The sequence below is a fragment of the Pseudomonas sp. Irchel 3A5 genome (assembly GCF_900187575.1).
Lineage (GTDB): Bacteria > Pseudomonadota > Gammaproteobacteria > Pseudomonadales > Pseudomonadaceae > Aquipseudomonas > Aquipseudomonas folii.
Window position 1 is genome coordinate 273,971 of record NZ_FYDU01000001.1, and the last position, 22,934, is coordinate 296,904.

Annotated in this window: 22 protein-coding genes; 14 read left to right on the forward strand and 8 right to left on the reverse strand. The window is 57.9% G+C overall.

Annotated features, from left to right (window positions below; translation table 11 throughout):
- The first annotated feature begins 16 nt into the window (after window positions 1–16).
- From phaZ to CKW31_RS01060, 3 genes are all read left to right on the forward strand, one after another.
- The gene (gene phaZ, locus CKW31_RS01050; RefSeq protein WP_095092496.1) at window positions 17–871 is read left to right on the forward strand and encodes a poly(3-hydroxyalkanoate) depolymerase; all 855 of its coding nucleotides are present in this window, start codon (window positions 17–19) and stop codon (window positions 869–871) included.
- A gap of 157 nt (window positions 872–1,028) precedes the next feature.
- Window positions 1,029–2,714, forward strand: coding sequence for a class II poly(R)-hydroxyalkanoic acid synthase (gene phaC, locus CKW31_RS01055; protein ID WP_095092497.1), 1,686 nt, complete (start codon window positions 1,029–1,031; stop codon window positions 2,712–2,714).
- A 139-nt stretch (window positions 2,715–2,853) separates the two neighbouring features.
- A complete protein-coding gene (locus CKW31_RS01060) occupies window positions 2,854–3,468 on the forward strand; it encodes a TetR/AcrR family transcriptional regulator (RefSeq protein WP_095092498.1) in 615 nt (204 codons plus the stop codon).
- A 198-nt stretch (window positions 3,469–3,666) separates the two neighbouring features.
- Here the strand turns inward: CKW31_RS01060 and CKW31_RS01065 are convergent, their stop codons facing one another.
- From CKW31_RS01065 to CKW31_RS01075, 3 genes are all read right to left on the reverse strand, one after another.
- On the reverse strand, window positions 3,667–4,524 hold the full coding sequence (locus tag CKW31_RS01065) for a phasin family protein (RefSeq protein WP_095092499.1): 858 nt from the start codon (window positions 4,522–4,524) through the stop codon (window positions 3,667–3,669).
- A gap of 10 nt (window positions 4,525–4,534) precedes the next feature.
- The gene (locus CKW31_RS01070) at window positions 4,535–4,960 is read right to left on the reverse strand and encodes a phasin family protein (RefSeq protein WP_095092500.1); all 426 of its coding nucleotides are present in this window, start codon (window positions 4,958–4,960) and stop codon (window positions 4,535–4,537) included.
- A gap of 254 nt (window positions 4,961–5,214) precedes the next feature.
- Window positions 5,215–5,493 carry a polyhydroxyalkanoic acid system family protein gene (locus CKW31_RS01075; RefSeq protein ID WP_095092501.1) on the reverse strand — a complete coding sequence of 93 codons (279 nt, stop codon included), beginning with the start codon at window positions 5,491–5,493 and terminating at the stop codon, window positions 5,215–5,217.
- A gap of 143 nt (window positions 5,494–5,636) precedes the next feature.
- Between CKW31_RS01075 and ubiE the strand changes: the two genes are divergently transcribed.
- The 11 genes from ubiE (at window position 5,637) to CKW31_RS01130 (ending at window position 16,104) form a co-directional block, all read left to right on the forward strand.
- On the forward strand, window positions 5,637–6,407 hold the full coding sequence (ubiE, locus tag CKW31_RS01080) for a bifunctional demethylmenaquinone methyltransferase/2-methoxy-6-polyprenyl-1,4-benzoquinol methylase UbiE (RefSeq protein ID WP_027901653.1): 771 nt from the start codon (window positions 5,637–5,639) through the stop codon (window positions 6,405–6,407).
- Window positions 6,407–7,030 carry an SCP2 domain-containing protein gene (locus CKW31_RS01085; protein WP_095092502.1) on the forward strand — a complete coding sequence of 208 codons (624 nt, stop codon included), beginning with the start codon at window positions 6,407–6,409 and terminating at the stop codon, window positions 7,028–7,030. Before ubiE ends, CKW31_RS01085 begins: the two co-directional genes overlap by 1 nt.
- A complete protein-coding gene (gene ubiB, locus CKW31_RS01090) occupies window positions 7,027–8,646 on the forward strand; it encodes a ubiquinone biosynthesis regulatory protein kinase UbiB (protein WP_095092503.1) in 1,620 nt (539 codons plus the stop codon). The genes CKW31_RS01085 and ubiB overlap by 4 nt, the downstream gene beginning before the upstream one ends.
- 68 nt (window positions 8,647–8,714) lie before the next feature.
- Window positions 8,715–9,107, forward strand: a complete 393-nt coding sequence (gene hisI, locus CKW31_RS01095; protein ID WP_087274417.1) for a phosphoribosyl-AMP cyclohydrolase — start codon at window positions 8,715–8,717, stop codon at window positions 9,105–9,107.
- Between the two features lie 3 nt (window positions 9,108–9,110).
- Entirely contained in the window at window positions 9,111–9,443 is a 333-nt protein-coding gene (locus tag CKW31_RS01100; protein WP_027901649.1) for a phosphoribosyl-ATP diphosphatase, read from the forward strand.
- Between the two features lie 41 nt (window positions 9,444–9,484).
- Window positions 9,485–9,757, forward strand: coding sequence for a twin-arginine translocase TatA/TatE family subunit (locus CKW31_RS01105; RefSeq protein WP_027901648.1), 273 nt, complete (start codon window positions 9,485–9,487; stop codon window positions 9,755–9,757).
- Window positions 9,758–9,767: 10 nt separating this feature from the next.
- The gene (gene tatB / locus CKW31_RS01110; protein ID WP_095092504.1) at window positions 9,768–10,274 is read left to right on the forward strand and encodes a Sec-independent protein translocase protein TatB; all 507 of its coding nucleotides are present in this window, start codon (window positions 9,768–9,770) and stop codon (window positions 10,272–10,274) included.
- Complete coding sequence (gene tatC / locus CKW31_RS01115) at window positions 10,271–11,065, forward strand: twin-arginine translocase subunit TatC (RefSeq protein ID WP_095092505.1); 795 nt, start codon at window positions 10,271–10,273, stop codon at window positions 11,063–11,065. The genes tatB and tatC overlap by 4 nt, the downstream gene beginning before the upstream one ends.
- Entirely contained in the window at window positions 11,062–11,769 is a 708-nt protein-coding gene (locus tag CKW31_RS01120) for a 16S rRNA (uracil(1498)-N(3))-methyltransferase (protein ID WP_095092506.1), read from the forward strand. Before tatC ends, CKW31_RS01120 begins: the two co-directional genes overlap by 4 nt.
- Window positions 11,770–11,969: 200 nt before the next feature.
- Window positions 11,970–13,883 carry a methyl-accepting chemotaxis protein gene (locus CKW31_RS01125; protein WP_095092507.1) on the forward strand — a complete coding sequence of 638 codons (1,914 nt, stop codon included), beginning with the start codon at window positions 11,970–11,972 and terminating at the stop codon, window positions 13,881–13,883.
- A 277-nt stretch (window positions 13,884–14,160) separates the two neighbouring features.
- On the forward strand, window positions 14,161–16,104 hold the full coding sequence (locus CKW31_RS01130; protein WP_095092508.1) for a methyl-accepting chemotaxis protein: 1,944 nt from the start codon (window positions 14,161–14,163) through the stop codon (window positions 16,102–16,104).
- Between the two features lie 230 nt (window positions 16,105–16,334).
- Here CKW31_RS01130 and CKW31_RS01135 read toward each other — a convergent pair whose 3' ends face one another.
- From CKW31_RS01135 to CKW31_RS01150, 5 genes are all read right to left on the reverse strand, one after another.
- A complete protein-coding gene (locus CKW31_RS01135; RefSeq protein WP_049826708.1) occupies window positions 16,335–16,496 on the reverse strand; it encodes a YqaE/Pmp3 family membrane protein in 162 nt (53 codons plus the stop codon).
- Window positions 16,497–16,858: 362 nt separating this feature from the next.
- Complete coding sequence (locus CKW31_RS01140; protein ID WP_095092509.1) at window positions 16,859–18,637, reverse strand: acyl-CoA dehydrogenase C-terminal domain-containing protein; 1,779 nt, start codon at window positions 18,635–18,637, stop codon at window positions 16,859–16,861.
- A 390-nt stretch (window positions 18,638–19,027) separates the two neighbouring features.
- Entirely contained in the window at window positions 19,028–20,320 is a 1,293-nt protein-coding gene (locus CKW31_RS01145) for a GGDEF domain-containing protein (RefSeq protein ID WP_095092510.1), read from the reverse strand.
- 56 nt (window positions 20,321–20,376) lie between these two features.
- On the reverse strand, window positions 20,377–20,562 hold the full coding sequence (locus tag CKW31_RS29430; RefSeq protein WP_141230104.1) for a hypothetical protein: 186 nt from the start codon (window positions 20,560–20,562) through the stop codon (window positions 20,377–20,379).
- A gap of 235 nt (window positions 20,563–20,797) precedes the next feature.
- Complete coding sequence (locus CKW31_RS01150; RefSeq protein WP_027902457.1) at window positions 20,798–22,603, reverse strand: phenylacyl-CoA dehydrogenase; 1,806 nt, start codon at window positions 22,601–22,603, stop codon at window positions 20,798–20,800.
- Between the last annotated feature and the right edge of the window lie 331 nt (window positions 22,604–22,934).

Sequence of the window (22,934 nt, forward strand, 5' to 3'; positions counted from 1 at the left end):
CCACAGGGCTTCGCGCATGCCGCAACCGTTTATTTTTCGCACTATCGATCTGGATGGCCACAGCATCCGAACCGCTGTACGCCCTGGCAAGAGTCACCTGACTCCCCTGCTGATTTTCAATGGTATTGGCGCCAACCTCGAGCTGGTGTTCCCGTTCGTTGATGCGCTGGACCCGGACCTGGAGGTCATCGCTTTTGATGTGCCCGGCGTCGGCGGCTCCTCGACGCCCAGTCGCCCGTACCGGTTTCCCGGTCTGGCTAAACTGGCGGCGCGCATGCTCGACTATCTGGACTATGGGCAGGTCAACGCCATAGGCGTTTCATGGGGTGGCGCGCTGGCTCAACAGTTCGCCTACGACTATCCCGAGCGCTGCAAAAAACTGGTGCTGGCGGCGACAGCGGCCGGCGCAGTGATGGTGCCTGGCAAACCGCGCGTGCTCTGGCTGATGGCGAGCCCGCGGCGTTATATCCAGCCGTCCCATGTGATCCGCATTGCCCCGGAAATCTACGGCGGCGCATTTCGGCGGGATCCCTACCTGGCCGCCAGTCATGCGGCAAAAGTCCGTTCGTCCGGCAAGCTGGGTTATTACTGGCAACTGTTCGCAGGCATGGGCTGGACCAGTATTCACTGGCTGCACAAGATCCATCAGCCTACATTGGTGCTGGCCGGCGACGACGATCCGCTGATCCCGCTGATAAATATGCGCCTGCTGGCTTGGCGGATCCCCAACGCCCAGCTACACATAATCGATGACGGTCATTTGTTCTTGATCACCCGAGCCGAAGCAGTGGCGCCCATCATCATGAAATTCCTCCAGCAGGAACGTCAGCGCGCCGTCATGCATCCGCATCCGACACCCAGCGCACGCTGATTATCACAAGCGCAAAAGGATTCCCGACATAGCAAAGACGCTTCATTGACTGCGCCGTTTGAATGGAAGTTGTTCGGCGCAGAACGACGCATGCCCCGAGGAGCATGCGTCTGCATAGATGTATCGGTCGATGGCACGACGAAGGAGTGTTGCCCCCATGCGAGAACGATCAGCAAAAAGCGCCGAGATCACCCCGGCGACTTACATCAATGCACAAAGTGCGATCACCGGCCTGCGCGGCCAGGACTTGCTTTCAACGTTACGCAAGGTTGCAGCACAAGGCCTGCAGCATCCATTGCGCAGCGCCCGCCATGCCCTGGCCCTCGGCAAGCAAGTCAGCCGTGTCGTATTACTCGGTGAAACGCCTTATCAGCTACCTGCGCGCGATACCCGCTTCGCAGACCCGACCTGGACGCTCAACCCGCTGTATCGTCGCGGCTTGCAGACGTATCTGGCGTGGCAGCATCAGGTCAAACACTGGATCGATGAGACCGACCTGTCCAAGGATGATCGCGACCGGGCGCACTTCATTTTCTCGCTGCTCAACGATGCCCTTTCACCGTCCAACACCCTGCTCAACCCCATGGCCGTCAAAGAGCTGTTCAACAGCGGCGGTAACAGCGTGGTCAAGGGCATTGGCCATATGTTCGACGACCTGCTGCACAACAACGGCTTGCCGCGACAGACCACCAAAGACGCCTTCGAAGTGGGTCGCACAGTGGCGGCCACCCAAGGCTCTGTGGTGTTTCGCAACGAGCTGCTGGAACTGATCCAGTACAAGCCGATGAGCGAAAAACAGTACGCCAGGCCGTTATTGATCGTGCCGCCGCAAATCAACAAGTTCTATATTTTTGACCTGAGCCCTGCCAACAGCTTCGTCCAGTACTGCCTGAAGAACGGCTTGCAGACCTTCATGATCAGTTGGCGAAATCCGGATGTCCGGCACCGTGAATGGGGGTTGTCCACCTACGTTCAAGCCACCGAAGAAGCGATGGCGGCATGCAGGTCCATCACTGGCGCCAAGGACGTGAATCTGGTCGGTGCCTGTGCAGGTGGGCTGACCATCGCCGCGCTGCAAGGGCATTTGCAGGCGAAGCGGCAACTGCGCAAAGTCGCCAGCGCAACTTACATGGTCAGCCTGCTGGATAGCCAGATAGACAGCGCCGCGACATTGTTCATCGACGAAACAACCCTTGAGGCCGCCAAGCGTCGCTCGTATCAGCAAGGCGTGCTGGACGGTCGGGACATGGCGAAAATCTTCGCCTGGATGCGCCCGAATGATTTGATCTGGAGTTACTGGATCAACAATTACCTGCTGGGCAAGGCCCCGCCCGCGTTCGACATCCTGTACTGGAACAACGACAGCACCCGACTGCCCGCCGCGCTGCACGGCGATCTGCTGGACTTCTTCAAGCACAATCCGCTGACGCATCCTGGCGGACTGGAAGTCTGCGGCACACCTATCGATCTGCAGAAGGTGACCGTGGACAGCTTCAATGTGGCTGGCATCAACGACCACATCACCCCATGGGACGCGGTCTATCGTTCGACCCTGCTGCTGGGCGGCGACCGGCGCTTTCTGCTGTCCAACAGCGGTCACGTGCAAAGCATTCTCAACCCGCCGGGTAACCCCAAAGCCAACTACGTCGAAAACGGCAAACTCAGCAGCGACCCTCGCGCCTGGTATTACGACGCCAAGAATCATGAAGGCAGTTGGTGGCCCGCCTGGCTGGAATGGATACAAGCCCGATCGGGCACCCAGCGCGAAACCCTGATGACACTGGGCAACGCGACTCATCCGGCGATGGAGGCCGCGCCGGGGACTTATGTGCATGTTCGGTAAAGCGCTCGGCACTGATCCCTTGTAGGAGCTGCCGAAGGCTGCGAAAGCGGTGTGTCATGAATACCCGATTCGCAGCCTTCGGCAGCTCCTACAGGTGCACACATTTCCCTTCGAAATTATCTGCCTACAAGAAGACTGGATGAAAACCCGCGACCGAATCCTTGAATGCGCCCTGACGTTGTTCAATCAACAGGGCGAACCTAATGTCTCAACGCTGGAAATTGCCAATGAACTGGGCATCAGCCCCGGCAATCTTTACTACCATTTCCACGGCAAGGAGCCTTTGGTGCTCGGCCTGTTCGAGCGTTTCCAGGCAGAGCTTTCGCCCCTGCTGAACCCGCCCGAAGACGCGCAACTGGCCGCCGAAGATTACTGGCTGTTCCTGCACTTGATCGTTGAGCGGCTGGCTGACTATCGCTTCCTGTTTCAAGACCTGTCCAACCTGGCGGGTCGCTTACCCAAACTGGCTCGCGGCATTCGCAACCTGCTCAATAGCCTAAAACGCACGCTGGCGTCGCTGCTGGCGCGTCTGAAGGCGGAAGGTCAGGTCGTCAGTGACACCCAGGCCCTGGGGCAGTTGGTGGAGCAAATCACCATGACCCTGCTGTTCTCGCTGGATTACCAACGGATTCTGGGGCGTGAAGCTGAAGTACGGGTCGTGGTCTACCAGATCATGATGCTCGTCGCACCACACCTGACGCCGGGCTCACGGCATGCGGCGCAGCAATTGGCGAGGCATTATCTGGAGGAGTAGCCGAACCGGTCTTTGTAGGAGCTCACCGAGGTGACGAGGCCAGCGATGGCGGTGTGTCTGATGCTCCGCCATCGCTGGCCTCGTCACCTCGGTGAGCTCCTACAGGGCCTGCGTTCGCAACTTAATGATGCTGAGTCTCTGGCACAAAAAAGCCCGACCTGCTTTCGCAGATCGGGCTTTCGCGTTACAGCCCTTGAATCAGGACTGACTGGCCGGTGTCGACGGCGTAGCCGATGCCGGTGCTGCGGCGGTATTGGTCGCAGCGGGTGCAGGCGTTGCTGCTGGTGTGGCGGCGGGTTTCGGAGCCGGTTTGGCGGCTGCCTTCGGGGCTGCTTTCGGTGCAGCAGGTTTCTTGGCGGCAGCAGGTTTCTTCGTTGCAGCCGGTTTGCTGGCCGCTACAGACTTGGCCTTGGTCGCGGTTTTAGTCGCAGCTTTGTTAGCGGCGGCTACGGGCTTCGCCGCTGCTGCTTTCACTGCTGGTTTGGCTGCGGCGGTTTTCGCGGCAACTTTGTCGGCGGCCTTGGCGACCGGTTTCGCGGCGGCTTTCACCAGTGGCTTGGCGGTGGTTTTAGGGGCCGGTCGGGACGCTGCAGCCTTGGAAGTCGAAGCTTTGGAAACAGGCGCTTTTGAAACAGGGGTCACAGAAGCACCCGTCAGCTTCTCGATTTGCTTGGTCAGCAGATCAACCTTGCTGTGCAATGCCTTCACTTCGTTGCGGCTAGGCACGCCCAGGCGCGAAATGGCGCTGTTCAGACGCTTGTCGAAAGCCCCCTCCAGCTCGCTCCATTTACCCAGCGCGAGGTCTTTGACATCACCCACACGAGACTTCGCGGCCTTGGCAGAGTCTTTGGCGGAGTCGACTTGTTTATCGACTTCGACCTTTGTCTGCTTCTCGGCTTTCTCGCCATCTTTAACCAGCGTTTCAAAAAGCTTACTGCCGTCATTGCTGATCTTGGAGTAAGCGCCTAAACCAGCCAGCCAGATTTGACGGGAGTATTTCTCCACCTCGCCAATCCAGGAGCTGCCTTCTTTCTCGATTTTTTTCTTGCCAGCCATCCTGCTCTCCTTATTGTTTACGCGCGACACGTTCAAGCAATGCCGTCAGCTCATCGAGCTTAGCAGACAGTGTCTCCACGTCATGTTTAGACGGTATACCGATGCGATTCAAGGCGCTGGCAACCCGCCGATCGAATGCGCTTTCGATTTTATCGAGCTGCACCTCGACTCGACCCTTCACCGACGTTAGCTCATCTTTGGCTGAATCGATCTCGCTGTTGGCGGCATCGACCTTTTCATCGATCACTTTTTTGGCTTTCTTTTCGGTCTGCTCACCCGCTTTGACCAGCTCTTTGAAGTACTCAGCGCCTTCCTGACCGGCCCACGAATAAGCACCCAGCCCCGCCAGCCAAACCTTGCGGGCATACAGGCGAACGTCGGAGACAGAACTGTTTTCTTCGTCTTTGATTTTTTTCTTCAACGTAACTTTGGCCATGGTGCACCTCACGCTCGAATGTTTGAGGATCGCCCCCAGGGACGACGGGGCATAGACACGAAAGTAGTCGGAAAAATTAGAAAGCTCACCCTAGGTTTGGGTGATGTTGAAGGGTTGTAGGAAATGGAGGCAGGATGCGAATTCTGTTGGAGCGAGTGGGCGGCATTCCGACTTGCCCGCGAATCAGCGATCTCGGTGCAACAGACATACCGCATTCATCTTCTTCGCGGGCAAGCCTCGCTCCAACAACTCAATCAAGCAACCAACGCTTTATCCAGCTGCCGCTCTACCTCTGCCTGAATCTGTCCGCTCATGGCCGAAAGGAAAAAATTCAGCTCCAGGTTAACCCGCACAAAATCCTCTCCAACATCGACCGTGCCCTTGGCGCCCTTACCTTCCAGCTTGACGACGTCGCCGCTCCACTCGTGCTCGATGCCGTATTTGTCGGCCAGCTTCTCGACCAGCAGCTCAGCCTTCTCGCGAGCCTTTTCCTTGCCCAGCGAATGCGGGCGTTCAACAGTAATCTTGGCCATTCGATGGCTCCTTCAGCGCAAGGTCAATCGTGGGGCAACTATACCAGCCGACCCGGATGAAGAAACTGTTGGCGATGAGCCTTGTCAAGACAAAGCCAGCCACGACGATTAGAATGGCAACACTTTATTCCGGTGAACGCGATATGAATGATCCGCGCAAAGGCAGCGATGCCGAACCTACTACTCACTTCGGCTACAAAAATGTGCCGGAAAGCCAGAAGGCAGAGAAAGTTGCGGAGGTGTTCCACTCCGTCGCAGCCAAGTACGACCTGATGAACGACCTGCTGTCCGGCGGCATGCACCGCCTCTGGAAGCGCTTCGCTATCGAACTCTCCGGCGTTCGTACCGGCAACCGCGTGCTGGACATCGCGGGCGGTACTGGCGACCTGACCAAAAAGTTTTCCCACCTTGTCGGCCCCACCGGCGAAGTGGTGCTGGCTGACATCAACGCCTCCATGCTCAAGGTCGGTCGCGATCGCCTGCTGGACCTGGGCGTGGCGAGCAACGTCAAATTCGTTCAGGCCGACGCTGAAAAGCTGCCGTTCCCTGACAACCATTTTGATTGCGTGACCATTGCCTTCGGCCTGCGCAACGTGACCCACAAGGAAGATGCGCTGCGCTCGATGCTGCGTGTGCTCAAGCCGGGTGGCCGTCTGCTGGTGCTGGAGTTCTCCAAGCCGACCAACAAACTGATGTCCAAGGCCTATGACGCGTACTCATTCGCGTTCATGCCATTGATGGGCAAGCTGGTCACCAATGATTCGGAAAGCTATCGCTACCTGGCTGAATCGATCCGCATGCATCCGAATCAGGAAACCCTGAAGTCGATGATGGTCGAAGCCGGTTTTGACCGCGTGACTTACCACAACATGACCGCAGGCGTTGTGGCACTGCATCGCGGCATCAAACCCTGATGTTGCTTAGCGGCTTGCTCGCCAGCGTCGAGCACGGCATCAACCGCGTGTTGCGGCTGGACAGCACCGCATTGCCGCGCCTTGAGCGCCTGTCAGGCAAGGTGATTGCGGTTGATTGCCGTAATCCTTCGCTGCAGCTGTTCATTCTGCCCAGCGACGAAGGCCTGCTGCTCGCCTCCCACTGGGAGGTTGAAGCGGATTGCACCTTGCGCGCCCCTGCTGCCAGCCTTATGCGTCTGGCGGTAAGCAAAGACAAGAGCGCTGTGCTGCACGGCCCCGATGTCGAACTGGATGGCGACAGTGGCGTGTTACTGGAACTGGTCGGTATCCTTCAGGACCTCGAACTGGACTGGGAATACGAGCTGTCCCGCTGGCTTGGCCCGGTGGCGACGACGTTGCTGGGTGATCACTTGCGCAGCCGCGCGCGCTGGAGCAAAGACAGCTTCGCCAACCTCAGCCAGAGCCTTGCCGACTACTTGAACGAAGAGTCGCGCACCCTGGTGGGTAAACACGAAGCCGAAGCACGCTTTGCCGAACTCGACCGGATCAAACTTGATCTGGAACGCCTTGAGGCGCGCTTTGAGCGCCTCGCCCAATCCTCTGACTCCAGCGATAACGCATGAAGCTGCTTGCCGTCCGCCGTTTGTTTCGTATCCAGCGTGTCGTGATCCGTTACCGTCTCGATGACTTGCTGTTCGCCCTGCCGCTGCCGTGGTGGATGAAGGCCACACGCTTTGTCATGCCGTGGCGTTTGCTTCCGCGCAACAACGCAGAACTGCCTCGCGGTGCGCGTCTGCGTCTGGCGCTGCAAGACCTTGGGCCGATCTTCATCAAATTCGGACAGATCCTGTCGACCCGTCGCGACCTGCTGCCCGAGGACATCGCTGACGAATTGATGCTGTTGCAGGACCGCGTTCCGCCGTTCGACCCGCAAGTGGCGATCAAGCTGATCGAAGAACAACTGGGCGCGAAGATCAGCGAAGTGTTCAGTCGCTTCGACGTCACGCCGCTGGCTTCGGCTTCGGTGGCGCAGGTCCACGCAGCGCAACTGAAGAGTGGCGAAGAAGTAGTGGTCAAGGTTGTGCGTCCGGGCCTCAAGCCGATCATCGGCCAAGACCTGGCGTGGCTGTTCATTCTGGCGCGTACTGCCGAGCGGATGTCCGCCGATGCCCGCCTGCTGCACCCGGTGGACGTAGTCGCCGACTACGAGAAAACCATTTACGACGAACTGGACCTGCTGCGTGAAGCCGCCAACTCCAGCCAGTTGCGCCGCAACTTCGAAGGCTCGGACCTGCTCTATGTGCCCCAGGTTTACTGGGACTGGTGCCGCCCAAAAGTGCTGGTCATGGAGCGCATCTACGGGATTCAGGTTAACGATCTGGCCACCCTGGCGGATCAGCGCACCGACATGAAACTGCTGGCCGAGCGTGGTGTGGAGATTTTCTTCACCCAGGTGTTCCGCGACAGTTTCTTCCATGCCGACATGCACCCCGGCAATATTTTTGTCAGCACGGTCAACCCGTGGAGCCCGCAATACATCGCGATCGATTGCGGAATCGTCGGCAGCCTGACGCCGGAAGATCAGGATTATCTCGCTCGTAACCTGTTTGCCTTCTTTAAACGTGATTATCGTCGCGTTGCGCAGCTGCACATTGATTCGGGCTGGGTGCCTGCGGAAACCAAATTGAATGAGTTTGAAGCCGCGATTCGTACCGTGTGCGAGCCGATCTTCGAGAAGCCGCTCAAGGATATTTCCTTCGGTCAGGTGCTGATGCGTCTGTTCCAGACCGCTCGCCGCTTCAACATGGAAGTCCAGCCGCAGCTCGTTCTGCTGCAGAAAACCCTGTTGAACATCGAAGGCCTGGGCCGTCAGTTATATCCCGATCTGGATCTGTGGAGCACCGCGCAGCCGTTTCTGGAGCGCTGGATGCGTGATCGCGTCAGCCCGAAAACCCTGTTTGGCAATCTGCAATCCCAGGTCGAGCAGATTCCGCATCTGGCCAATATGACCCGGGACTTGCTGGAGCGCATGTCGCAACCGCACCGGTCTGATCCGCCGCCACCGTGGCGTGAGCGCGGTGACGGATGGGCATTGCGCCTGCTGGGCTCGGCGCTGCTGGCCGGAGGCGCGGTAATGGCCTCGACACTGGTCGCGGAAGGTACGGCGCTGGTTGCACCACTCGCCTGGCCCGCATGGATCATGCTGGTGGCTGGCCTGTATCTGGTCATCCGCCGATAGCCAGCGGCGCTGCCCGCTGGCACACTGTTGAATCCGCCGAGGCCTGAAGCCCGGCTGCCGGAGTAGATATGAAAGACTGGCTGGACGAAATCAAGTGGGACAGCGACGGTCTGGTGCCTGCCATAGCTCAGGATCACAAGACCGGACGCGTTCTGATGATGGCGTGGATGAACCGCGAGGCCCTGAACCTCACCGCCGCAGAGAATCGTGCAATCTATTGGTCGCGTTCGCGTGGCAAACTCTGGCGCAAAGGCGAAGAATCGGGCCATGTGCAGAAGCTTCATGAGCTGCGCCTGGACTGCGACGCCGACGTGATCATCCTGATGGTCGAGCAGATTGGCGGTATTGCATGCCATACCGGCCGCGAAAGCTGCTTCTATCGCGTCTACGAAGATGCCGCCTGGAAGACCGTCGAACCGGTCTTGAAAGATCCTGAAGCTATTTATCACGCAGGACACTGAAACATGACTGATACCTTGACCCGCCTGGCCGAAGTGCTGGAGTCGCGCAAAGGTGCCGCTGCCGACAGTTCCTATGTCGCCAGCCTGTATCACAAGGGATTGAACAAGATTCTGGAAAAGGTCGGCGAAGAGTCGGTCGAAACCATCATTGCCGCCAAGGATGCCGCTGTCAGCGGCGATTGCAGCGATGTCATCTACGAAACCGCTGACCTGTGGTTTCACAGCATGGTGATGCTTGCTGCATTGGGTCAGCACCCACAAGCAGTGCTGGATGAGCTGGACCGCCGTTTCGGCTTGTCCGGGCACGCGGAAAAAGCCGCGCGCACAGCTGACTGACCTTCACTTTTCGAGCTTGAAATTTCTACGAGGATTGCTTCATGGGTATTTTTGACTGGAAACACTGGATCGTCATCCTGGTTGTCGTGGTACTGGTATTCGGTACCAAGAAGCTCAAGGGCCTGGGCAGCGATGTCGGCGAGTCGATCAAAGGCTTCCGTAAAGCCATGAACGATGATGAGAAACCTGCAGAGCAGCCGCCGGTGCAACCTCAGCAACCGCCGCAAGCTGCGCCGCAGGGCTCGCCCCTGAACCAGCCGCACACCATCGACGCGCAAGCGCATAAAGTCGAAGAGCCAATCCGCAAAGACTAGGTCGTATTGAATGTTTGGTATCAGCTTCTCTGAACTGCTGCTGGTCGGCCTCGTCGCCTTGCTGGTGCTTGGCCCTGAGCGTCTGCCCGGCGCTGCGCGTACCGCTGGCCTCTGGATTGGCCGGCTGAAGCGCAGCTTCAATGCGATCAAACAGGAAGTTGAACGCGAAATCGGAGCCGACGAAATTCGTCGCCAACTGCATAACGAGCACATCCTGTCGCTGGAAGAAGAAGCGCGCAAGATCATGTCTCCGCAGCAGCCCCCGGCCAATCCGCCTCCGGCAACCGAGCAGACGCCCGCTGAACCGGTGGTTTCGACCATCCCGAACACGCCGTCCGTGACACCTGCTACCGACCTGGGTCCGGCCGCTCCAGCGGGCACGACGCCCGCCGCAGAGCCCAAGACTGTAGAAGCCACGACCCAGGTCGCGACTGAACCTGCGCACGTGTCGCCAGCGACGCCAGCACCCAACGCACCCTCCGCCAACGATTCGTCACTGCCACCGCGAGCCCCATGAGCGATATTCCGGAAAATGACCAGCAAATGCCGCTGGTCTCGCACCTCACAGAACTCCGTTCGCGCCTGCTGAAATGTGTCCTGGCGATTTTCGTTATCTTCGGCTGCCTGTTTTATTTCACGCAGAAGATCTACACCTTCGTTTCAGCACCGCTGCGGGTTTTCCTGCCTGAAGGTGCGACGATGATCGCCACCGACGTGGCGTCGCCGTTCATTACGCCGTTCAAGCTGACCATGATGGTTGCGCTGTTTCTGGCCATGCCGGTGATCCTGCACCAGATCTGGGGTTTTATCGCGCCAGGCCTGTACAAACACGAAAAGCGCGTCGCGGTACCGCTGCTGGTATCGAGCATCATCCTGTTCTATTCGGGCATGGCCTTCGCCTACTACCTGGTCTTCCCGCTGATTTTCCACTTTTTCGCCAGCGTGACGCCTGAAGGCGTTTCGATGATGACGGACATCGCCAGTTATCTGGATTTCGTGATGACGCTGTTCTTCGCCTTCGGCGTGGCGTTCGAAATCCCGGTGGCCGTTGTGCTGCTGGTGTGGATCGGCATCGTTGACGTGAAGTACCTGAAAAAGATCCGTCCTTACGTGATCATCGGTTGCTTCGTGGTCGGCATGATCCTGACTCCACCTGATATTTTCTCGCAGACGCTGCTGGCGGTGCCGATGTGGCTGTTGTTCGAGATTGGCGTGCTCTGCAGTTCGCTGATCACCAAGCGCGGCGATCATGCCGATGACCAGCGCGAAGAAGACAAGCAAGACCAGCCGCCCGCGACCCAGCCGTGAACCTGCTGCTTCTCGAAGACGCCGACTTCGTTGCGGCTGACCGGGTCGTACTGCGCGACAGACGCCTCAAGCACATGCAAGAGGTGCATCGCGCAGAAGTCGGTGACAGTCTGCGTGTCGGCCGTATTGGCGGCTTGCTGGGCAGCGCTGAGCTGCTGCGGCTGGAAGCACACGAAGCCGAGTTACGCATCACCCTCGACAGTGCCCCGCCTGCCAAACTGCCATTGACCTTGTTGCTGGCCCTGCCCCGCCCGAAAATGCTGCGCCGGGTTTTTCAGACGGTCGCGACCATGGGCGTGCCAAAGGTCATTCTGCTCAACAGCTATCGCGTGGAAAAAAGCTTCTGGCAGACGCCGTTCCTGGAACCGCACGCGATCCGCGAGCAACTGATTCTCGGCCTTGAACAGGCTCGGGACAGCGTACTGCCTGAGATCATCATGGAAAAACGCTTCAAGCCGTTTGTTGAAGATCGCCTGCCGCAACTGGCCCAGGGGACTCTCGGGCTGGTCGGACATCCCGGCAACTTTCCCGCTTGCCCACGCGCCGTAACCGGGCAAGTCACCCTGGCCATCGGCCCAGAGGGCGGCTGGATTCCCTATGAAGTCGACCTGCTGAACAAAGCAGGCCTGCAACCGGTGCAACTCGGCGAGCGTATTCTGCGGGTCGAAACAGCAGTGACTGCTTTATTGGCCCGGCTGTTCTGATCGACCGGACCCCGTAGGAGCTCACGAGCAACGCGAGGCAGCGATAGCGTCCTGTCTGACACACAGCTATCGCTGCCTCGCGTTGCTCGTGAGCTCCTACCGATAGCGGGTTATCCAGAGCCACCCTTCAGTTCCCCATCCCCCTGCCGATGCATGTTGTAAGAAATTACCTACATCAAACCTATTCAAAGGAGTTCCGCATGGGTTTGCTCGGCAAAAGTCTCGGTAACATGAGCGTCCGTCTTAAACTCGGGCTCGGTTTCAGTATCGTTTTACTGCTGACCATACTGATCACCGCCACCGGCTGGTTAAGCGTTGCATCGCTGATTGATCGCGGCGAGAAGCTGGTCGCAATTTCGCAAATCAGCGAGCAAACCCTGGATCTGCGTTCCAAGCGCCTGACGTACGAAATGCAGTACAACGACGAGGCTGCCAAGGCGCTTATCGCGTCCCTCGACAAGCTCGACGCACTGACCAAAATCGCACGTAGCACGGTCTCAACCCCGGAAAGCCATCAGTGGCTTGAAGACCAGGAACAAGCGGCTAGCGGATACCGTAGCGCATTTATAGAGCTGACCCAGGCCATCCAGACCCGTGAAGCCAGCCGCACCAATCTGGGCGCTACCGCCGACAAGGCTGTGGAAGAGGTCAACAAGATCGAAGCCTCGTTGTTGCAAGGTGACAGCGTCGTGCAATTTGATGCCGTGGTTGATGTCAGCAAGCTGATCCAGCAAGCACGCTTCCAGGTCCGCGGCTACACCTACAGCGGCCGTGCCGAATTCGAACAGAATGCCAACTCCGCCATCGACGAAGCCCTGACCGGCATCAACACGTTGGCGGGCAGTATTCCATCCAGTTACCTCCCGCAATTGCAGGCAGCCAGCACCGCGCTCAAAGGCTACCGCGCAGCGGTCGGCCAGTACCGCGACGCGCAACTGGCCAGCAAGCAAGCGCTGGAAAAAATGGCCAAACATGCAGTCGTGCTATTGGGCACCTCCCAGAAACTGGCGGATGATCAATACAGCAAACGTGATTCCGACAGTCAGCAAGCCAAATCCATGCTGACCATTGCTACCGTCCTGGCACTGGTGTTCGGCATCATTGCCGCCTGGGTCATCACTCGCCAGATCGTTGGACCGTTGCTGCAAACCCTGACCATTGTGGAGCGTGTTGCCGATGGCGACCTGAGCCACGACCTGATTGTCGATCGTCGCGACGAGATGGGTCAGCTACAGACCAGCATTCAACGCATGACCGTGAACCTGCGCCAACTGATCGGCGGAATTCGCGACGGCGTGACCCAGATCGCCAGCGCGGCCGAAGAGCTGTCTGCGGTCACGGAGCAAACCAGCGCCGGTGTGAATAGCCAGAAGGTCGAGACTGACCAGGTGGCGACTGCGATGCACGAGATGACGGCCACGGTGCAGGAAGTCGCACGTAACGCCGAAGAAGCGTCTGAAGCCGCCGTAGCAGCGGATCAGCAAGCCCGTGAAGGTGATCGCGTGGTCAACGAAGCGATCACTCAGATCGAGCGTCTGGCCTCTGAAGTGGGTAACTCCACCGAAGCCATGAGCGAACTCAAGCGCGAAAGCGACAAGATTGGCAGTGTGCTGGACGTGATCAAGTCAGTCGCACAACAGACCAACCTGCTCGCCCTCAACGCCGCTATCGAAGCTGCCCGCGCCGGGGAAGCCGGTCGTGGCTTTGCGGTCGTCGCCGACGAAGTGCGCAGCCTTGCTCAGCGTACTCAGAAGTCGACCGAAGAGATCGAGCAACTGATTGCAGGCCTGCAGAGTGGTACGCAGCAAGTAGCGACCATCATGGATAACAGCCGCGAACTGACCGTCAGCAGCGTAGAGCTGACTCGTCGCGCCGGTAGCTCACTGGAAAACATCACCAAGACCGTATCGGCGATTCAGGCGATGAACCAACAGATCGCCGCTGCAGCCGAAGAGCAAAGCGCTACGGCCGAAGAGATCAACCGCAGCATCCTCAATGTGCGCGATGTCTCCGAACAAACCTCCGCTGCCAGTGAAGAAACCGCAGCGTCCAGCGTAGAACTGGCGCGACTGGGTAATCATCTGCAAGTGATGGTGAGCAAGTTTAAGGTTTAACGTCTATAGGCTTTTATGTGGGAGCGGTGCTTGCCCGCGATAAGTTTTAGGTGATTGACCTGCAGAATCAAGTTGATCTTATCGCGGGCAAGCACCGCACCAACAAAGAGACCGCGCTGTGTCAGGACATGGCGCGTGACTCCATTCACACGCCCCACTCAGAATCCCCCTACGATCTACTCAGGTCGTGCTCTTCATTGCCCTGCCGATGCGCTGACAACGTAGGCCCTGGCTTGCCCAGGCCCTACCTGTTTTGCACATTTGCAGGAGCTTTCCGATGTTTCGATGGATCAACCACACACTTGGCAATACCAGCGTAAAACTCAAGCTGTCCCTGGGTTTCGGACTGGTGCTGATGCTCACCATGGCTATCACCCTGACCGGCTGGCATGGCCTGGATACCATGATCGAGCGCTCGGAGTCCCTGACGTTTATCGGGCAACTGAGCAACATGACCAAGGATTTGCGTACCGACCGCATCATCTATCGCCAGAAAAACAGTCCGGAAAACGCGAACAGGATCGTCAATCAGCTCAATGGACTGGAGAGCCACCTGGCGACATTGCGTAAAGAAATAGACGACAGCACAAGCGTCGGGTTGCTGACCGGGCAAAGCAGAATCGTCGCCGACATGGAGAAGACGTTCACGGCGCTCAGCGATGAGAATCAACGGCGAGACCTGTCCCGGACTCAACTGGAACAGCAATCGGAGCAAGCAGTCCAGGCCGTCGCGCTGGTAGAGAGTGAAGTGCTCAAAGCCGTCAGCCAGGAACAGGATAATGGCGAGCGGCTGGATGAATTCACCAACATCTCGCAGCTCAAGCAGCAGATCCAGAACGCTCGATTTCAGGTTCAGGCCTACACCTTCACTGCGCTGGAGGCCTATGAAACAGCCGCCATTGCGGCTATCGACGAGTCTCTGAAAGAAGTGCAGCAGATTGGCCAGGATCAGGCCGACAGCAATCTCAAAGGGCTGCAACCGGCGAAAGAGGCGCTGGAGCGTTATCGTGCTCAGCTCGGTCACTTCAAGGACATTCAGGTCAAAGTCGAGGCCGCTCAGGAGACGCTCGAAGACCTGGGCGACAAGATGCTGAGCAGCGTCGCCGAATTGCTTGCCTTGCAGAGCCAGCAACGCGACACCGAGGCAGGCGCCTCGCGCACCACGCTGAGCAGCGTTGCGGTACTGGCCATGCTGCTTGGTCTGCTCGCCGCCTGGGTCATGACGCAACAGATCATCGCCCCGTTGCGGGAGACACTGGCGGCCGCAGAACGCATCGCCAAGGGTGACTTGAGCCAGGATTTACAGGTTCAGCGCAAGGATGAAATGGGACAACTGCAAGACAGCATGCAGGCCATGACCCTCAGCTTGCGGCAGTTGATCGGCGGGATCAGCCAGGGCGTGGCGCAGATTACGGATGCGGCGCAGCAGCTATCCGCTGTGACCGAGCAGACCAGTACCGGGGTCAACAGCCAGAAAGACGAAACCGATCAGGTGGCTGCGGCCATGAACGAAATGACCGCGACCGTGCATGAGGTGGCACGCAGCGCACAAGAGGCTTCTCAAGCGGCAGCCCAGGCGGATCAACAAGCGCGGGAAGGCGATAAGGTCGTGGGAGAAGCGATCGGGCAGATTGAGCAACTGGCGGATGAGGTCAAGAAATCCACCCAGGCCATGAACCTGTTGAAGCTGGAAAGCGACAAAATCGGTGGTGTACTGGATGTGATCAAGTCGGTATCGCAGCAAACCAACCTATTGGCGCTGAACGCTGCCATTGAAGCGGCACGAGCCGGAGAAGCCGGACGTGGTTTTGCAGTCGTAGCCGACGAAGTTCGAGGCCTGGCGCAACGTACGCAGCAGTCCACCGAGGAAATCGAGGAGTTGATCGCAGCACTGCAAAGCGGCACTCAACAAGTCGCCACGACACTGGACAACAGCCGCAGCCTGACCGACAACAGCGTGCAACTGAGCCGCCGCGCAGGCAGCGCGCTGGAGCAGATTACCCGCACCGTATCGACCATTCAGGACATGAACCAGCAGATAGCCACCGCCAGCGAAGAACAAAGCGCCGTGGCCGAGCAGATCAATCGCAACATTATCAGCGTGAGGGATGTGTCAGAACAGACCGCAGCGGCCAGCGATCAGACAGCGGCGTCCAGCGGAGAGCTGGCGCGGTTGGGCGCACATTTGCAGGGGTTGGTGGCGAAGTTTCGGGTGGGTTGAAGATCAACGTGTGGGAGCAGAGCTTGGTCTGGGCAGCATTCCGACGATAAGGCTGGACGCGATTCACCTGAAATCCGCGGTGCCCTTATCGCGGGCAAGCCTCGCTCCCACAGGTTATAAGCAATCTGCAGGACCGGCTTTAGCCAGGAGGGCGTCATTTCAGGTCAAGAAAATGTGGTGATATACCGGCCATCTCCCGGCTAAAGCCGGTCCTACGGTTTGCTTTTAAATCATTTCCGGCTGGCGATGATGTACACAGCGTGAATGATGCCTGGGAAGTAACCAAGGATGGTCAGCAGGATGTTCAACCAGAATGCGCCGGCGAAACCGACTTGCATGAACACGCCCACGGGCGGCAGCAAGATTGCGAAGATGATGCGAATAATGTCCATGGGGTAGCTCCAGGTTAAATGGCTCTCGTAAGCCATACAGCGAATGGACCCATGGGCAACGAAAGAGGTTCCATTTGGTCTGGCAACAAGCCATTACCAAGGAAAATCCCGGGATAAAGCGACAAACCGTCTGCAACTTAATCGGGCCCAATAAGAAAACCCCGCCTAAGCGGGGTTTTGCAGACTGTTTCCCTGACTTCCCTTTCTCCCCACCATCCTGGCAGGCATCCTTACGTGTCCGTGTTATTTGTTGCGCTTCCTGCGCTACGTCCTTGGAACAAAGATTAACTTTGGATCCAACATTCGCATAGAGGCAAAAAAGCACCACGTAGTGTAAGCAAATGCTTACAAAGCCCCTGCCGTCAAAATTGCGCCGCGTCCAGCAGAAACAGCGACTCGCTTCCCGCCTTGACCGAAGCGCTCAACGAGTGGATGCGTGGCAACAAACGAGCGAAGTAAAAACGTGCTGTGCCAAGCTTGCTGGCGTAGAAATCTTCCTGAGATTCTTTGCCCAATGCCGCTTTAGCCATCTTCGCCCAGAGATAGGCGTAGATGGTGTAACCAAACACATGCAGGTACTCGACAGACGCGGCACCAATTTCCTGCGGATTGTTGCGGGAGCGGTCGAGAATCCAGTGAGTCAACTCGTCCAGCGTATCCAGCGCAGCGCTCAACGGCTTGGTGAATTCGCTCAAAGATGCATCAGAACCCGTGATGAAACCACGCACCTCATCAGAGAACAGCGTGTAGTACGCACCACCGCTGCCAACAATCTTGCGTCCCACCAGATCCAGCGCCTGAATGCCGTTGGTACCTTCGTAGATCTGAGTGATGCGCACGTCACGCACCAGTTGCTCCTGGCCCCACTCGCGAATGTAGCCGTGGCCGCCAAACACCTGCTGGCCGTGAATAGTGGTTTCCAGGCCCATGTCGGTCAGGAATGCCTTGGCGACAGGGGTCAGTAACGCGACCAGTTCGTCCGCGCGCTGCCGGGCAGCGTCATCTTCGCTGAACTTGGCGATGTCCAGCTGCATGGCTACGTAAGTAGAGAACGCACGACCGCCTTCATTCAGCGCTTTCATGGTCAACAGCATCCGCCGCACATCCGGGTGCACGATGATCGGGTCAGCCATTTTCTCAGGCTGTTGCGCGCCGGTTGGCGAACGGCTTTGCAGGCGGTCGCGGGCATAATCAATGGCGTTCTGGTAAGAGCGTTCGCCAGAAGCCAGGCCCTGAATCCCGACCCCGAGACGCTCGTAATTCATCATGGTAAACATCGCGGCCAAGCCCTTGTTCGGCTCGCCGATCAGATAACCAACCGCTTCGTCGAAGTTGATGACGCAGGTTGCGGACGCCTGGATGCCCATTTTGTGCTCAATGGAACCGCAGCTCACCGTGTTGCGCGCGCCCAGGCTGCCATCGGTATTGACCATGAATTTCGGCACCAGAAACAGCGAGATACCTTTTGGCCCGGCAGGCGCATCCGGCAGCTTGGCCAGGACCAGATGAATGATGTTTTCAGTCAGGTCGTGTTCGCCACCGGTGATGAAAATCTTGGTGCCGGAAATTTTGTAAGAATCATCGGCCTGCGGCTCGGCCTTTGTACGGATGATCCCCAGATCAGTCCCTGCATGGGCTTCAGTCAGGCACATCGAACCTGACCATGCGCCGGAGTACATGTTTGGGAGGTAGGTGGCTTTGAGTTCTTCCGTGGCGTGGGTGTTGATCGATACACAGGCCCCTGAAGTCAGCATCGGGTACAGACCGAAGGCCAGGCTTGCCGAATTGAGCATCTCTTCGACCTGAGCCGAAACCGCTTTGGGCATGCCCATGCCGCCGAAATCAGGATTACCGCCAACCCCCACCCAACCGCCTTCTGCGTACGTCTGATAGGCCTGCGGAAAACCGTCGGGGGTGGTCACGGCGGTGTCGTTCCAGCTACAGCCCTGTTCGTCACCATTCCGGCTCAGCGGCGCAATGCTCTTGCTGGTGACCTTGCCCGCTTCTTCAAGAATCGCTTCGACTGTCTCTGCATCAACCGTCTCGGCCAGTGCCGGCAACTGCGCCCAAAGCTTCGAGACCTCGAAGACCTCATTAAGTACGAAACGCATATCGCGCAACGGCGCTTTGTAGTCAGCCATGGCAAACCTCACAGGGACAGGAACAGTACGTCTGAATGGAGGAATCGCGCGATGTGTGCGCGAAGTCAGTGTCAATGGGACGAGTGTACTCCAACGCCATCAGAGACACATAGGGTCGATATGTGACCAAATTACAAATAAAAGTCACACAAACACGCAGCAGCCGTCAGAGACCCAAGGCTGTCTAGCCTCATGCCATTTTCTGAAGGAGCCGCCCTGCTGCCCCTGACACTGCGCTGTCTCGCAGCAAGCATGGGATCTGTCGGAGCTGCCGAAGGCTGCGATCGCGGTGTATCAGGAGAAATGCTTCGCAGCCTTCGGCAGCTCCTACAGAAAATGCATTTCAATCCATCAATTTGCATTTTGTTTGATGAGCGCGTGCGGAGAAAATTAAGCAGCTGCAGTCCGCACAGCACCGCGCTTGGTGCTCTGCCCATGAGACATGACACAGTTGCGGCCTGCGCCTTTGGCAGCGTACAGCGCCTGGTCGGCCGCCTTGAGGACTTCTTCGGGGGTGCGGTGCTCCGGCAGGCGCTCGGCAACGCCGATACTGACGGTCACCGACACGCTGGTGGCAGGCCCCGCACCACGTCGCTGGCGACCTTGTTGATCGTCTTTAGGACGATTATCCGGATTGCGCAACTGGATCTCATAGTTGGCGATCAATTCACGAATGGCTTCCAGATGCGGAATACATTCCTCGATGGACTTGGCAGCAAACACGATGGCGAACTCCTCACCACCGTAGCGATACGCCTTGCCGCCGCCGCTGGTAATTCTCGACAACTTGCTGGCCACCAGCCGCAGCACCTGATCGCCCACGTCATGACCGTGGGTGTCGTTGAATTTCTTGAAGTGATCCACATCACCCATCGCCAGGACGTAATTCCGCCCCAGGCGCTGCATACGTTCATTGAGCGCGCGACGCCCCGGCAATCCTGTCAGTTCGTCGCGGAAGGCCATTTGATAAGCCTCGTGAGCGACACCGGCGGCAATCATCAACATGACCTGGCTGCATATGATGTTCAGCGTGAACGGCAAAATGAAGGTTTTCGGCAATGCCCAGAATAAGCCAACCAGACCAATCAACTGGGCGGCGTGCAAGGGACGAGGCTTGCGCACGTATTGTGCGATCAGCAAACCGAAGGCGATCAGGAAAGAAACGTAGGACAGCTGAATCAGGCTCATCCACGAGCCATGCAACGCGGGCCAACGGATTTCTGCCAGCGAGGCGAGCAGCGCAGCCGGATAGCTTTGCTCAAGCCCCAGCGCAACAGCACCCACCGCGATCAACACCGCAAGACGGGCGATCAGGTCCTGAACCAGATGAGTTCGCTCTTCCCAGGCCGCATAGACGCCATACAACAGGGGTAGCAGCAGGCACACCAAGTGGAATACCACGGCGGCATCTTCACGGACCTTGCCGTTATCGCGGAAATAATCAGTTTGCGTGTCGAGCAGAAAATAAGCGGTGTAAACGGTAATCATCAAAAACAGCTCACGCTGGCGACGATAGACACAGCAATACGCGCCGCCCAACAGCAGGACCAGCGTGGGCAGAACGTTGAACAGGGACGTGAAGAAAACGTTCAGGTCCTTGACGTACGCAGCCGCCAGCCCGGCCAGCAATAAAACCAGCGAGGGCAGAAAATGACTCAGGCGTGCAGCAGAAGAACGCAACAAAAGGGATGTCTCCTACCCATCACAGGGTAAAGAACTCAGTAGCTGGCATTGTGCCTTCATCCGCTCGGATATGCATTCAGAAGAACTAAATAGCAGGCTACTTTCTTTAACGGCAGGAATCCGGAAATGTTTATTGGCGTGAGGTGAAGATCGCGGGCGGCAATGATAATCCATACCGGGCGCACCGCCTCGCGAACAAGTTCGCTCCTACCTGTAATCCCAGCCTCATCTTGGATTTGCATACCGCGGACCTTGAGTAGGCGATGACGAGCGCGGGGCGGCAGTGATAAGCCATCCGGGCGCACCTCATCTTGCATTTGCTTACCGTAGGCCTCGAGTAGGCGATGACGAGCGCGGGGCGGCAGTGATATCACCGGTAGGAGCGAACTTGTTCGCGAGCAGCCATTCCTGACACACGCCGCCACAAAAAAGCCGCCTCCCCCGAAGGAGAAGCGGCTTTGAGTGAAACGACGAGGCTTAGTAAGCCAGGCCGAAATCTTCTTCTTTCATGTCCATCAGGTTGTTGGCACCCGACAGCATGGCGGCAACGTGTGAACGGGTACGTGGCAGGATGCGCTGGAAGTAGAAGCGCGCCGTCTGCAGCTTGGCGGTGTAGAACGCCTCTTCGCTGGTACCAGCCGCAAGTTTCTCGGCCGCCACACGGGCCATGTCAGCCCAGAAGTAAGCCAGACAGGCGTAACCGGAATACATCAGGTAATCCACCGAGGCAGCACCAACTTCTTCACGATCCTTCATGGCGGCCATGCCCACTTTCATGGTCAGTTCGCCCCACTCCTTGTTCAGCGCCGCCAGTGGAGTGATGAACTCCTGAACAGCTTCGGCGCCTTCGTTGTTCTGGCAGAACTTGTGGACGATCTTGGTGAAGCCCTTGAGCGCCTCGCCTTGAGTCATCAGCACTTTACGACCCAGCAGGTCCAACGCCTGAATACCGGTCGTGCCTTCGTACAACATCGAAATGCGGCTGTCGCGAACGTTCTGCTCCATGCCCCACTCGGCAATGAAGCCGTGACCACCATAGATTTGCACACCGTGGTTAGCGGACTCGAAGCCCACTTCGGTCATGAACGCCTTGGCAATCGGGGTCATGAACGCCAACAGCGCATCGGCCTGCTTCTTGTGTTCAGCGTCTTCACTGTACTTGGCGATATCCACCTGCTTGGCGGTGAAGTAAACCATGGCTCGCGTGCCTTCAGAGAAGGCTTTCATGGTCAGCAGCATGCGACGCACATCAGGGTGAACGATGATTGGGTCAGCGGCCTTGTCCGGGGCTTTCGGACCAGTCAGGGAACGCATCTGCAGACGATCACGCGCGTATTTCAGGCCGCCCTGGAAGCCGATTTCGGCGTGGGCCAGACCCTGCAGCGCAGTACCCAGACGTGCGGTGTTCATGAAGGTGAACATGCAGTTCAGGCCTTTGTTCGCCGGGCCGATCAGGAAGCCGGTGGCCGCGTCGAAGTTCATCACGCAGGTCGCGTTGCCGTGGATACCCATCTTGTGTTCCAGAGAACCACAGTTCACAGCATTGCGCTCGCCAACGCTGCCGTCAGCGTTTGGCAGGAATTTCGGCACGATGAACAGCGAAATACCCTTGGTGCCCGCAGGAGCATCCGGCAGGCGCGCCAACACGATGTGGACGATGTTATCGGCCATGTCGTGTTCGCCAGCCGAAATAAAGATTTTGGTGCCGGTGACACGATACGAGCCATCGGCCTGAGGTTCGGCCTTGGTACGCAGCATCCCCAGGTCCGTGCCGCAGTGGGATTCGGTCAGGCACATGGTGCCGGTCCATTCGCCTGACACCAGCTTGGTGAGGTACAGATGTTGCTGTTCTTCGGTGCCGTGTTCGGAAATGGTGTTCATCGCGCCATGCGACAAGCCTGGGTACATGCCCCAGGACCAGTTGGCTTCGCCGACCATCTCACTAACCGCCAGCCCCAGGGACTCAGGCAAGCCCTGACCACCGTGCTCAACGTCGTGCGCCAGACTTGGCCAGCCGCCTTCGACGAATTGCTTGTAAGCCTCTTTGAAGCCGCTCGGGGTCTTCACACCCGACTCGCTCCAGGTACAACCTTCCAGATCACCAACACGATTCAGCGGTGCCAGCACCTGCTCACAAAACTTGGCGCCTTCTTCAAGAATGGCGTCGACCATGTCTGGAGTAGCGTCCTGGCAAGCCGGCAGACTTTGATAGTGCGCTTCGTAGCCGAGCAGTTCGTCACGAACGAAGCGAATATCACGCAAGGGGGCCTTGTAGTCAGGCATAGCGATAAACCTCTGCTGATGAAACCTGGAAATGTATGACCGATCGGTCGCTGCGGGAACGTTCCCCAACCACCGGACAATCTCGGATGCCTAGCGGTCAAACAGGTGTTTGAAACATACGTTTACGCCCAAACCTTGTCAAGCATGCGTCTGCAACCTTTCGTCTTGAGATGTTTTACAAGACCCACAGGCAAAGGCGTAGCGAGCAATATATGCCGTTCGTCGAAGGTTTGAGTCTAGTTGAGAGGGATGAGTTTGCAGCGATGCACGGAGGAAATAGAAGCGGGTGATAGCAGGGAATTCAGCGCATGCCGTGCGCAGATCGCACGGC